This is a genomic window from uncultured Kocuria sp. (assembly GCF_947500125.1).
Lineage (GTDB): Bacteria > Actinomycetota > Actinomycetes > Actinomycetales > Micrococcaceae > Kocuria.
The window spans coordinates 1-11,889 of the sequence record NZ_CANMRA010000055.1; the positions used below are offsets into that span (position 1 = coordinate 1).

The 11,889-nt window shown below is 74.6% G+C and carries 11 protein-coding genes; 4 read left to right on the plus strand and 7 right to left on the minus strand.

Annotation, left to right across the window (positions count from 1 at the left end; all coding sequences use genetic code 11):
• Positions 1 to 1,377, minus strand: a 1,377-nt coding sequence (locus Q0817_RS19290) for a chromosome segregation SMC family protein (protein ID WP_298591889.1), incomplete at its 3' end; no start/stop codon positions are given.
• A 342-nt stretch (positions 1,378 to 1,719) separates the two neighbouring features.
• Here Q0817_RS19290 and Q0817_RS19295 point away from each other — a divergent pair.
• The 3 genes from Q0817_RS19295 (at position 1,720) to Q0817_RS19305 (ending at position 6,741) form a co-directional block, all read left to right on the plus strand.
• Positions 1,720 to 2,745 (plus strand): 3-oxoacyl-ACP synthase III, encoded by a 1,026-nt coding sequence (locus Q0817_RS19295; protein WP_298591891.1) that lies wholly within the window; start codon positions 1,720 to 1,722, stop codon positions 2,743 to 2,745.
• Positions 2,746 to 2,881: 136 nt separating this feature from the next.
• Positions 2,882 to 5,569, plus strand: coding sequence for an alpha/beta fold hydrolase (locus tag Q0817_RS19300; RefSeq protein WP_298591914.1), 2,688 nt, complete (start codon positions 2,882 to 2,884; stop codon positions 5,567 to 5,569).
• Complete coding sequence (locus tag Q0817_RS19305) at positions 5,566 to 6,741, plus strand: NAD(P)-dependent oxidoreductase (protein WP_298591893.1); 1,176 nt, start codon at positions 5,566 to 5,568, stop codon at positions 6,739 to 6,741. Before Q0817_RS19300 ends, Q0817_RS19305 begins: the two co-directional genes overlap by 4 nt.
• 74 nt (positions 6,742 to 6,815) lie before the next feature.
• On the opposite strand, the gene Q0817_RS19310 is transcribed toward Q0817_RS19305, so the two are convergent.
• The 6 genes from Q0817_RS19310 to coaD all read right to left on the minus strand — a co-directional run bounded on the left by Q0817_RS19310 (position 6,816) and on the right by coaD (position 11,214).
• Positions 6,816 to 7,859 (minus strand): NAD(P)-dependent alcohol dehydrogenase, encoded by a 1,044-nt coding sequence (locus tag Q0817_RS19310; protein WP_298591895.1) that lies wholly within the window; start codon positions 7,857 to 7,859, stop codon positions 6,816 to 6,818.
• Between the two features lie 360 nt (positions 7,860 to 8,219).
• On the minus strand, positions 8,220 to 9,161 hold the full coding sequence (mutM, locus tag Q0817_RS19315; protein ID WP_298591897.1) for a bifunctional DNA-formamidopyrimidine glycosylase/DNA-(apurinic or apyrimidinic site) lyase: 942 nt from the start codon (positions 9,159 to 9,161) through the stop codon (positions 8,220 to 8,222).
• Positions 9,154 to 9,852: a ribonuclease III gene (rnc, locus tag Q0817_RS19320; protein ID WP_298591899.1), complete on the minus strand. Its 699-nt coding sequence runs from the start codon at positions 9,850 to 9,852 to the stop codon at positions 9,154 to 9,156. The genes mutM and rnc overlap by 8 nt, the downstream gene beginning before the upstream one ends.
• A gap of 5 nt (positions 9,853 to 9,857) precedes the next feature.
• Positions 9,858 to 10,061, minus strand: a complete 204-nt coding sequence (gene rpmF / locus Q0817_RS19325; protein WP_058874629.1) for a 50S ribosomal protein L32 — start codon at positions 10,059 to 10,061, stop codon at positions 9,858 to 9,860.
• A gap of 2 nt (positions 10,062 to 10,063) precedes the next feature.
• Complete coding sequence (locus tag Q0817_RS19330; protein WP_331457121.1) at positions 10,064 to 10,576, minus strand: DUF177 domain-containing protein; 513 nt, start codon at positions 10,574 to 10,576, stop codon at positions 10,064 to 10,066.
• 170 nt (positions 10,577 to 10,746) lie between these two features.
• Entirely contained in the window at positions 10,747 to 11,214 is a 468-nt protein-coding gene (coaD, locus tag Q0817_RS19335; RefSeq protein ID WP_298591909.1) for a pantetheine-phosphate adenylyltransferase, read from the minus strand.
• Between the two features lie 83 nt (positions 11,215 to 11,297).
• On the opposite strand from coaD, the gene Q0817_RS19340 reads away from it, so the two are divergent.
• The coding region (locus Q0817_RS19340) for a wax ester/triacylglycerol synthase domain-containing protein (RefSeq protein WP_298591911.1) at positions 11,298 to 11,889 on the plus strand (592 nt) is incomplete at its 3' end.

Consider the following 11,889-nt stretch of genomic DNA (forward strand, 5'->3'; position numbering starts at 1 on the left):
GGCCGCGGCGTCCTCCTCGTGCCGGGCGCGGGCCCGGTCGGCGGCGCCGGCCGCGTCCTGGGCCGCGAGCGCCAGGCTGTCGGCCTCGGTGCCGGCCTGCACCCGGCGCAGCCCGGCGTCCGCGTGGGTGGCGTGCAGGCGGGCGAGCTCGTTCTCGGCCGCCTCCACCCGGGAACGGGCCGCCGCGACCGCGCCGGTGAGCCGCGCCGTGCCCTCCCGCCGGTCGGCGGCCGCGCGGAGCAGGCCGGTGACCACGCCGTCCTGGTCCCGTGCCGCGGCCTCCGCGTCCTCGCGCTCCTGGATGGCCTCGGCGAGGGCGTCGACGGCGTCCTCGACCTGCTCGAGGAGCCGCTGCTGCTCCTCGCGGGTGCGGGCCGCCTGGGCGTCGAGCCGGTCGGGGTCCCGTCCCGGCTCCGCCGGCTCGGCGGTGGCGCCGAGCAGCCGGCGCCGTTCGGCGGCGAGGGAGGCGAGGGAGCGGTAGCGCTCCTGCACGGCGGTGAGCTGGTACCACGTGTCCCGCGCGGCGTTGAGGGCGGGGGTCGCCTGGGCGGCGCGGGCCTCGACGTCGGACTGACGGGCGCGGCCGGCGTCGAGGGCCTGCTCGGCCTCGGCGCGCTCGGCCCGCAGCCGGCGCTCGACGTCCTCGTCGACGGCGAGGCTCGTTCGGGCCTGCACGAGGTCGTCGGCCAGCAGCCGGGCCCTGGCGTCGCGGACGTCGTGCTGGATCCGCTGTGCCCGGCGGGCCGTCCTGGCCTGCCGGCCCAGCGGGGTGAGCTGGCGGCGGATCTCGGCGGTGAGGTCCTCGAGCCGGTCGAGATTGGCCTGCATCGCCTCGAGCTTGCGCAGGGTCCGCTCCTTGCGGCGGCGGTGCTTGAGGATGCCCGAGGCCTCCTCGACGAATCCCCGGCGCTCCTCCGGGGTGGCGTGCAGGATGCGGTCGAGCTGGCCCTGGCCCACGATGACGTGCATCTCGCGGCCGAGCCCCGAGTCGGAGAGCAGCTCCTGGATGTCGAGCAGCCGGCACGGGCGGCCGTTGATCGCGTACTCGGAGCCCCCCGAGCGGAACAGCGTGCGCGAGATCGTCACCTCGGCGTACTCGATGGGCAGCGCGCCGTCGGCGTTGTCGATGGTCAGCGACACGTGGGCGCGCCCGAGGGGGGCCCGGCCGGCGGTGCCGGCGAAGATGACGTCCTCCATCTTCCCGCCGCGCAGGGACTTCGCGCCCTGCTCCCCCATCACCCACGCCAGGGCGTCGACCACGTTGGACTTGCCCGAGCCGTTGGGGCCGACGACGGCGGTGACCCCGGGCTCGAACTCGAAGGTGGTGGCCGAGGCGAAGGACTTGAACCCCCGCACGGTCAGGGTCTTCAGGTGCACGGGTGTCCGGTCTCCTGGGGTGGGCGTGTCGGGGGTCGCCCCCACTGTACTCGGGCGCCCGGACGGCGCCGCGGCGACGAGGGCGGCGCTCGCGGCGGCGAGGGACGGTCGGCGCGCAGGAGAGCTGCGCGGGACGGGCGCGCGGAACAGGTGCGTGCGGGAGTCGCGCGGGAGACTTCTGCGGAGAGGATGATCAGCCTACAGAGAAACGACCCGGCCCGGGCCGCCGCCGCGGAACCGGCCGGTAGACTGACCGCGACCAGCACGACCTGCCCTCCCCGCGACCGCGCCCTCCGTGGGCGGGCCGGGGCGTCGGCGAGACCCTAACGAAAGCCAGAGACCTTGACCGGTAATTCCTCGATCCGTCACCGCAACGCCGCCCTCCTGGCCATCACCAAGGTCGAGGCCGACGTGGTTGTGCCCTCGTCCCACGCCGACGAGGTCCTGGCGGACACCTTCGCGCGGCTGAAGATGCCGAAGGGCCTGCTGGAGCGGCTCGCGGGCGTCAACGAGCGGCGCGTCTGGGCCCCCGGGCGCCACTTCACCGACGGCGCCGTGGAGGCGGGCGAGGCGGCCCTCGCCCGCGCGGGCGTGCGCCCCGACCAGGTGGGACTGCTGATCAACGCCTCGGTGACCCGCGACGGCTACGAGCCGGCGGTCTCGGTGTCCGTCCACCACCGGCTCGGCCTGGCCCCCTCCGCCCTGAACTTCGACGTCACCAACGCGTGCCTGGGCTTCGTCAACGGGCTCACGATCGCCTCCACGATGATCGACTCGGGCGCGATCGACTACGCCGTCGTCGTCGCCGGCGAGGACCCGACCCCCTGGCACCGCGAGACCTACGAGCGCCTGCAGGGCCCGGACGTGACCCGGGCGGACGTGGTGCGCGAGTTCGCCACCCTGACCCTCGGCTGCGGCGCGGCCGCCGCCGTGGTCGGCCCCGCCGACCGGCACCCCGAGGGCCACCGCATCGCGGGCTCCGTGACCCGGTCCGCGACCGAGCACCACGGGCTGTGCATCGGCGGCTTCGACGGCATGTACACCGACGCCACGGGGCTGCTCAAGTACGGTGTGGGGCTGCTCGCGGACGCGTGGCACGACGCGCACGAGGACGGCTGGGACTGGGCGGAGATGGACCGCTACATCGGCCACCAGGTCTCCATGTCCCACACCAACAAGCTGTTCCAGGACGTCGGGATCGACCCGGAGAAGTTCCCGCTGACCTTCCCGTTCTGGGGCAACGTCGCGGCCGCCGCGCTGCCCATGACCCTCGCCCTGGAGGCCGAGCGGCTCCAGCCCGACGAGCGCGTGCTGCTGCTCGGCGTGGGCTCCGGGCTCAACGCGACCTACATGGAGATCGACTGGTGACCCGCGGACGCTGACGCCGCGCCCCGCACGAGACGCCCCCGCACGAGACGCACCCTCGAGGAGCCCCACGACCATGGCACGCACACGACCGTCCACGACCTCGCAGACCGGAGGGCCGGACGCGGCACGGCTGCCCATGACGGAGGTCCCCCTGCCCGGGGTGGACCCGGAGTGGTCCCGCACGGTCACGGTCGCCTCGACCGCCCCCGTGGAGCCCGTCCCCGGCCGACGGCGCCGCTGGCACGTCCTCGACAACGCGGCCTCCCTGGAGGCCGCCGGGCTCACGCCGCGGGGCACGGTCCTGGCCGTGCACGGCAACCCCACGTGGTCCTACCTGTGGCGCGACGTGCTGGCCGCCGGGACCGACCCCGCGAACCCCTGGCGGGTCGTGGCCGTGGACCAGCTCGACATGGGGTTCTCGGAGCGGACCGGGCTCTTCCGCCGCCTCGACGACCGGGTCCGCGACCTGGGCGACCTCACGGCCGAGCTGGGCCTGGACGCGAGCACCGGTCCTGTGGTGACCCTCGCCCACGACTGGGGCGGGCTCGTCTCCTCCGGCTGGGCCCTGGAGCACCCGGACGTCCACCGCGCCACGATCCTCACCAACACCGCGGTCCACCACGACAACGCCGAGCAGATCCCCGCCTCCCTGCGGCTCGCGCTGGCCCCGGCCGCGCACGGGCTGCTCACCGAACGGACCACGAGCTTTCTCGACGTGGCCCTCGCGCTCGCGGAGCCGTCCCTGTCCCGCGAGGTCCGGGCGGCGTACCGGGCCCCGTACGCCACGCGCGCCCGGCGCGAGGCGATCCGCAACTTCGTGGCCGACATCCCCGCGGCCCCGGACCACCCCTCCCACGCCCGCTACGAGCAGATCGCCGCCGGCGTGGCCGACCGCGACGTCCCCGCCCTGCTGCTGTGGGGAATCGGGGACCCGGTGTTCCAGGAGCGCTACCTGCACGACCTCGTGCGCCGCATGCCGCACGCCGACGTCCACCGCTACGAGGGCGCCCTGCACCTGCTGCCGGAGGACCGGGACGTCGCGACCCCGATCATGGCCTGGCTCGCCGACCGCTTCGGCCCCGGGCCCACCCGCCGCGAGCTGCACCTGCAGCGCCGCGCCACGTCGCGCACCGACCACGCCCCCTTCCCCGCCGAGCTCGACGCGCGGCGGGCCGACCTCGGCCTCGCCGTGGTGGACATGGCACCCACCCCCGGTGACCCGCACGCGGGGGCCCGGGTGCCCCCGGTGCGGGCGAGCCTGAGCTGGGCGGAGCTGGCCGACCGCGTGGACCGCCTCGCCGCCGGGCTGACCGGCATCGGCGTGCGCCCCGGGGACCGGGTGAGCCTCATGGTGCCGCCGGGCTCCGACCTCACCGCGCTGCTCTACGCGTGCCTGCGCATCGGCGCCGTCGTCGTCGTGGCGGACTCGGGCCTGGGCCCCAAGGGCCTCACCCGGGCGCTGCGGGGAGCCGCACCGGCCTGGCTCGTGGGCATCCGCAAGGCGCTCGTCGCCGGCCGGGCCCTCGGCTGGCCGGGCACCCGGATCTCCCTCGAGACCCTCGACCCCGTGTCCCGCCGGGCCCTCGGCGTCGCGCACGACGTCCCCGGACTGCTGGCCTCGGCCCCGCAGCCGGAGCTGCCCGCGCCGGACCCGGACGCGGACGCCGCGGTGCTGTTCACCTCCGGGTCCACGGGCCCCGCCAAGGGCGTCGTCTACACCCACCGCCAGCTCTCCGCCATGCGGGACGCCGTCCGCGGCACCTACGGGCTCACCGCCGGCACGGGGCTCGTGGCGGGCTTCGCGCCCTTCGCGCTGCTCGGACCCGCGATGGGGACCACCTCGGTGACCCCGGACATGGACGTGACCGCCCCGAGGACCCTCACGGCCCGCGCCCTGGCCGACGCCGCCTCGGCCATCCAGGCCACGGCAGTGTTCCTCTCGCCCGCGGCGATCGCCAACGTCCTCGCCACCCGGCACGAGCTGGACGAGGGGCAGCGCCGGGCCCTCGACCTCGTGGAGCTCGTGCTCTCGGCCGGGGCGCCCCTCCCGGAGCCCCTGCTGGAGCAGCTGCAGGAGCTCGTCCCCGCGGCGACGCTGCACACCCCCTACGGCATGACCGAGGGACTGCCCCTCACGGACGTGACCCTCGGGACCATCCGGCAGGCGGGCCTGGACAGCCGGGGCTCCGCCGTGGCCGGCGCCGGCAACGGCGTGTGCGTGGGCACGGCCGTGCACGGCGCCGAGCTCGGGGTCACGGCCCTGCGCCCGGACGGCGTCCCCGGGGACGAGATCACGACGGAGCCGGGGGTCACCGGCGAGATCGTCGCCCGCGCCCCGCACGTCAAGGACCGCTACGACCGGCTGTGGTACACGGAGCACCTCAGCACCCAGCTGCCCGGCTGGCACCGCACCGGGGACGTCGGGCACGTCGACGCCGCCGGACGGCTGTGGGTCGAGGGCCGCCTCGCCCACGTGATCGTCTCCGCCGGCGGCGTGCTGACGCCGGTCGCCGCGGAGCACGCCGCGCAGACCGTGCCCGGGGTCGGCCGCGCCGCCGTCGTCGGGGTCGGCCCGGCGGGCACGCAGGTTCCCGTGGCCGTCGTGGAGACCGTTCCCCCGGCCCCGCGCTCCGGCCCCGCGGACCCGCTGCTCTCGGGCGCCGTGCGCGCCGCCGTGCGCGAGGCCACGGACCTGGACCTCGCGGCCCTGCTCGTGGTCCCCGGGCACCCCACCGACATCCGGCACAACTCCAAGATCGACCGAGCCCTGCTGGCCCGTTGGGCGGACTCCGCCCTGGCCGGAGGAAGGATCAGGAACCCGTGAACGGCAAGCACCGCCAGGACGGCACGCACGACGACAAGGTCCCCGCCTACGACGCCTCCGTGACGGAGGGCGCCCCGCCGGCCGGCACCGGCAGCCACGAGGTGGAGCGCGGACGGAAGGAGCTGACCGGTGACGGGCGGACGGTGCTCGTCACCGGCGCCTCGGGGATGCTCGGGGAGCACGTGGCGCGGCTGCTCGCGGCCCGCCACTGGACGGTACGGCTGCTCCAGCGCCGGCACGCGCCGCTGGCCGACCAGCCGAACGTCGAGGAGGTCCTGGGCTCCGTCGCGGACCCGGACGCCGTCGCCCGGGCCATGGAGGGGGTCGACGACGTCGTCCACCTCGCCGCCAAGGTGTCCTTCGCCGGGGACTGGGACGATTTCGTCCTGACCAACGTCACCGGCACCCGCGTGGTCCTGGAGACCGCGCGGACGGCGGGCGTGGACAACGTGGTGTTCGTGTCCTCGCCGTCGGTCGCCCACACGGGCAGCTCCATCGTGGGCGGGACCGCCCGCACGGCCGACCCCGTGCACGCCCGCGGCGACTACGCCCGGTCCAAGGCCGCGGCCGAGCTGCTCGCGCTCGAGACCGACGGCCGCGGGCTGCGCGTCACGGCCGTGCGCCCGCACATCGTGTGGGGCCCCGGGGACACCCAGCTCGTCGAGCGGATCGTCGACCGCGCGGCGCGGGGACGGCTGCCGCTGCTCGACCACGGCGCGGCGCTGATCGACACCACCTACATCGACAACGCGGCCGAGGCGATCGTGCGGGCGCTGGAGCGGATCGAGTGGGCGCACGGGCAGGCGCTCCTGGTCACGAACGGCCAGCCCCGCACCGTGGGCGAGCTCGTGGCGGGCTTCTGCCGGGCCGCCGGGGTGGAGCCGCCGGAGCGCCGGGTCCCGGGCGCCGTGGCCCGCCTCGCCGGCAGGGTCATCGAGAGGGTGTGGGCGCTCCGCCCGGGGGCGGACGAACCGCCCATGACGGCCTTCCTGGCCGAGCAGATGTCCACGGCCCACTGGTTCGAGCAGCAGACCACCCGCGAGGTGCTCGACTGGACGCCGTCCGTGACGGTCGAGGAGGGCATGGAGCGGCTGACCGAGTACTACCGGACCCATCCCCTGGGCACCGACGACGCCCCGATGCCGGCCACGGGTTCGACGGCCGCCCCCTGATCCCCCGCGGCGGGCACCGGGCGGACCGGCCGACGGTCCGCCCGGTGCCCGCCCGGGGCGAGGGCGCCCCGGGATCAGGCCAGCGTGGCGGTGTCGATCACGAACCGGTAGCGCACGTCCGAGTTCTGCACCCGCTCGTAGGCCTCGTTGATCTGCTCGGCCGCGATGACCTCGATCTCGGCGCCCACCCCGTGCTCGGCGCAGAAGTCGAGCATCTCCTGGGTCTCGGCGATGCCGCCGATCATGGATCCGGCGAAGGTGCGGCGGTTGGCCAGCAGCGAGAACACGTTGACGTCCAGCGGCTCCGCCGGGGCGCCGACGTTGACCATGGCCCCGTTGACGTTCAGCAGCGACAGGTGGGCGTCCAGGTCGATCTTCGCGCTGACCGTGTTGAGGACCAGGTCGAAGGTCCCGGCCAGCTCCTCGAACGTCGCCGGGTCGCTCGTGGCGTAGTAGGCGTCGGCGCCCAGCGCCAGACCGGCCTCCTTCTTGCGCAGCGACTGGGACAGCACGGTGACCTCGGCGCCCATGGCGTGGGCGATCTTCACGCCCAGGTGGCCCAGGCCGCCCAGCCCCACGACGGCGACCTTCTGGCCGGGGCCCGCCTTCCAGTGGTTCAGCGGGGAGAAGGTGGTGATGCCGGCGCACAGCAGCGGAGCGGCGGCGTCGAGCTCGATGCCCTCCGGAATGCGCAGCACGAAGTCCTCGGTGACCACCACGTGGGTGGAGTACCCGCCCTGGGTGACGGTGCCGTCGCGGTCCTCGGCGCCGTAGGTCATGACCGCGCCGTCGAGGCAGTACTGCTCGTCACCGGCCCGGCAGTTGGCGCACTCGCCGCAGGAGTTCACCATGCACCCCACCCCGACCCGGTCGCCGACCGCGTGGCGGGTGACGTCGGGGCCGACCTCGGTGACGATCCCGGCGATCTCGTGCCCGGGGGTCAGCGGGTACTGCTGGGGGCCCCAGTCCCCCTGGACGGTGTGCAGGTCGGAGTGGCAGATCCCGGCGTACTTGATCTCGATGAGGACGTCGTGGGCACCGAGGTCCCGGCGCTCGAGAGTGGTCGGGACCAGGGGTGCGCCGGCGGACGGTGCGGCGTAGGCGTTGACAGTGCGCAAGAGGTGCTCCTCGGAGGGTGTGGGTGCAGACGTGAGAGTACAGACGTGCGGGTGCGGCAAGAGGGGCCCCCGGGGTGCCCACCCGGGCGCACGCCGGCGTCCGGAGCGGGGTGCAGCTCCTGGTGCCGACGGTGACCGGGGACGCGACCGTAGGGGCGGCCGCGACGGAGGGTGGATGCGGTGCGGGGCCGGGGCGGGGTCTCCCCTGACGGGATCATGGCGGGCCGCACGTCCTCGACGACCCTACACGCGCAGGAAGTTGGAAAGGAAGCTGATCGTTCTCGGGCTCTCGGGGGCCGGTGCCCTTGCGCCCCGCGGGGCACGGACCGTGTGCCTCACGCCCCGCTCGGGTGCCCTGTCTCAGAACCGGGCGTTGCGGGGCGTGCGCTGGCAGACCGGGCAGCGGTAGGAGGAGCGGTTCATGAACTGCTCGCGCACGATCAGCGTGCTCCGCCCCTCTCCCGCGCAGCGCGGGCAGGGCAGGGAGGCCCGGCCGTAGGCGTTGAGGGAGCGGGCAAACCAGCCGGACTCCCCGTTGACGTTGACGTAGAGGGAGTCGAAGCTCGTCCCGCCCGCGGCCAGGGCCCGCTCCATGACCTCCCGGACGGCCGCGAGGACCCGCTGGGTCTCGGGCCGCCGGAGCGTGTCGGTGGGCCGGGCCCAGTGCAGGCGCGCCTGCCACAGCGCCTCGTCCGCGTAGATGTTGCCGATCCCGGAGACGAGCGACTGGTCCAGCAGCGCGCGCTTGAGCCCGGTCCGGCGCCGGCGGAGCCGGTCGTGGAAGCGCTCCGCGTCGAAGGCGGGGTCCAGCGGGTCCCGGCCGATGTGGGCGGCCCGGGCGGGCACCAGCGGGGCGCCCGCGGCCGAGCGCCCGCCCGGGGCGCCGTCCTCGGTGGGCACGAGCCGGTCGAGGAGCATGCCGCCGAAGATCCGCTGGTCCACGAAGCGCAGCTCCGCCGGGGTGCCGGGCCGTTCGGACAGGCCCAGCCGCACCTTCAGGTGCTTCTCGTCCGCCAGTCCGGCGTCCTTGACGAGCAGCTGCCCGCTCATCCCGAGGTGGACCAGCAGCGCCTCCCGCGCAGGCGCGCCGTCCGTGCCGGTCAGGGGCAGCCACAGGAACTTGCCGCGGCGCACGGCGTCGGCGACGACCGCGCCGTCGAGCTCGTGGACGAAGGACACGGGGCCGGCCTCGTGGCGGCGCACCGAGCGGGCGTCAAGGACCTGCACCGACTCGATCCGGCGGCCGACCACCCAGCGCTCCACGCCGCGGCGGACGACCTCGACCTCGGGCAGCTCAGGCACCGCGGCGGGCGACCAGGGTCGCGTAGGCCTGCGCCGCGGCGGAGCGCTCGGCCTCCTTCTTGGTGGTGCCGGTCCCGGTGCCGTGGTCCTGGCCGCCGACGAGCACGTGCGCCTCGTAGCGGCGGTCGTGGTCGGGGCCCGTGCCCTCCACGGCGTAGCGCACGGAGCCCAGGCCGCGCGCGGCCGCGAGCTCCTGGATCTCGGTCTTCCAGTCCCGGCCCTCGCTCATCACGAAGCCGTCCTCCAGCAGCGGCACCACGAGCCGCAGCACGAACGCCCGGGCCGCCTCGAGCCCGGCACTGACGTAGACGGCGCCGATCAGCGCCTCCATGGTGTCGGCCAGGATCGAGGCCTTCTGCTGCCCGTTGGTCCGCACCTCCCCCTTGCCCAGGCGGATGTGGGGACCCACGTCCAGCGACCGGGCGAGGTCGGCGAGCGTGCGGGTGCTCACCACGGCCGAGCGGATCTTCGCGAGGTTCCCCTCGGAGTCGTCGGGGTAGCGGTGGAAGATCTCGTCCGTGACCGCGAGGCCCAGCACGGAGTCCCCGAGGAACTCGAGCCGCTCGTTGTGGCCCTGCCCCTCGTGCTCGTACGCGTAGGAGCGGTGCGTCAGGGCAAGACGAAGCGTCCCGGCGTCGATGTCGACGCCGAGACGCTCCAGCAGGTCCTGAGATGTCGCGGTGGAAGTCACCGTGGTCAGGCGTCGGCCACCTTGCGGCCCTTGTACTCCAGGAACAGCGCGGTCCCGGCGGAGTCGGTCACGACCTTGGCCTGGTGCGGCAGGCTGTAGCTGACCTTGCCGTTCTCGACGGTCTTGACCAGCTTCGGCGCGGTCGCCTTCCACTGGGAACGGCGTGCACGGGTATTCGCACGGGACATTTTCCGCTTGGGAACAGCCACGGCTATCTCTCTTCTCTCGGTTCGGTCGTCTGGGTCGAGGTGTCCTGCTCGAGCAGCCCCGACAGGGCGCTCCAGCGAGGATCGAGCACCTCGTGGTGGTGCCCCGGGTCGTCCTCCAGGCGCGCGCCGCACTGGGCGCACAACCCCTGGCAGTCCTCCCGGCACACCGGTTGGAACGGCAGCTGCGTGATCACTGCGTCCCGAAGCATGGGTTCGAGGTCGATGCTCTCGTCCTGAACTTCATACATCTGGTCGTCCTCGGACTCCTCCCCACCATCGGTGGCGGCGTCGAAGACGTAGAGCTCCTGCACGTCGACGTCCAGATCGTAGTCGATCGGGTCGAGGCACCGGCTGCACTCGCCGTGGATGGCCACGACGGCCGTGCCGGACACCAGGATCCCGTCGTGGACGGATTCCAGCCGGAGGTCCAGGTCGATGTCCGAGCCCTCCGGGGCGCCGATGAGTGCGTTGCCGAAGTTCTCCGGCGCGGGCACAACTTCCTCCAGGCGTCGCATCGTCCCCGGGCGGTGCTCGAGGTCCCGGACACCGATGGTGAGGGGCGAACTGTTCTCGCGACTGATGACTGACTCCTGGTGAAATTCTGACCGACAGACCATGTTAGCGTGCCGCGCCGCGCGTTCTCAAACGGGCAGCCTCCCGGCGCGCCGGGACGGGGCGGCTCCGCTCACCCCTCCAGCGCCCGCAGCACGGGCGCCGGCACGAACCCGGAGACGTCTCCGCCGAGGCCCTGGACCTCTTTCACGAGCGTCGAGGACAGGTGCAGGAAGCGGGGGTCACCGGGCAGGAAGACGGTCTCCACCCCCGTGAGGTGGCGGTTCATGGTGGCCATCGGCACCTCGTACTCGTAGTCCTCCCCCGAGCGCAGCCCCTTGACCAGGGCCACCGCCCCGCGCTGCGCCGCGTACTCCGCGAGCAGGCCGGCACCCATGGGCTCGACGACGACGCCGGTGACGCCCGCGAAGCTCTCCTCCGCCAGGGCCAGCCGCCGGTCCGCGTCGAAGCGGTAGCGCTTGTGCGGGTTCGTGGAGACCGCGACGACGACCTCGTCGAAGAGGGCCGCGGCGCGCGCGACGACCTCCACGTGGCCGTTGTGGACGGGGTCGAAGGAGCCGGGGCAGATCGCTCGGTGCATGGGTGCCATCCTAGGCGCGCTCCGTGCCCGGGCGGCGTAGCGTGGTGCACGAGGGGGACCTCCTGCGAGAGCGGAGCACCGCCATGAGCACTCAGCGCCGCCGGGCGAGGACCGGGCAGCGGATCAGCGCCCTGGACGAGGCGAACCTGCGCGTGGAGCGGCACGGGGTGCCCATGCACGCCGCGGCCCTGGCGCTCCTGGACGCCGGTCCGCTCCTCGATCCCGGCGGGCACGTGCGGCTCGGGACCGTCCGGGAGCACGTCGAACGGCGCACCCGGGACGTCCGGCGGCTCCGGCAGGTGCTCGCGCGGCCCGGTGGCGGACGGCCCCGGTGGCTCGACGACCCCGTCTTCGACGTCTCCCAGCACGTGCGCAGCCGCCCGGTGCCGCCGCCCGGGGACGAGGATTCCCTGCTCCGGGTGTGCACGGGGATCGACGCGACCCCGCTGCCCCGGGACCGGCCCCTGTGGGAGCTGTGGCTGCTCCCCGGGCTCGCCGACGGCCGGGTCGGCCTGCTGATCCGGTGGCACCACGTGCTCGCCGACGGCCTGGCGGCGCTGACGCTGCTCGCGCCCCTGTTCGATCCCGCGGCCGGTCCCGGCGGGCTGCCGGACGCGCCGGCCCGCGCCGGGACCGGCGGCGCTCCGCGACCCGTCCCGGCCCGGACCGGCGCCG

Excerpts from the sequence above, each read along its gene's own strand:
- coaD (WP_298591909.1), bottom strand. The coding sequence starts at position 11,214 with ATGCACCGAGCGATCTGCCCCGGCTCCTTCGACCCCGTCCACAACGGC.
- Q0817_RS19330 (WP_331457121.1), bottom strand. The coding sequence starts at position 10,576 with ATGCGACGCCTGGAGGAAGTTGTGCCCGCGCCGGAGAACTTCGGCAAC.
- Q0817_RS19300 (WP_298591914.1), top strand. The coding sequence starts at position 2,882 with ATGACGGAGGTCCCCCTGCCCGGGGTGGACCCGGAGTGGTCCCGCACG.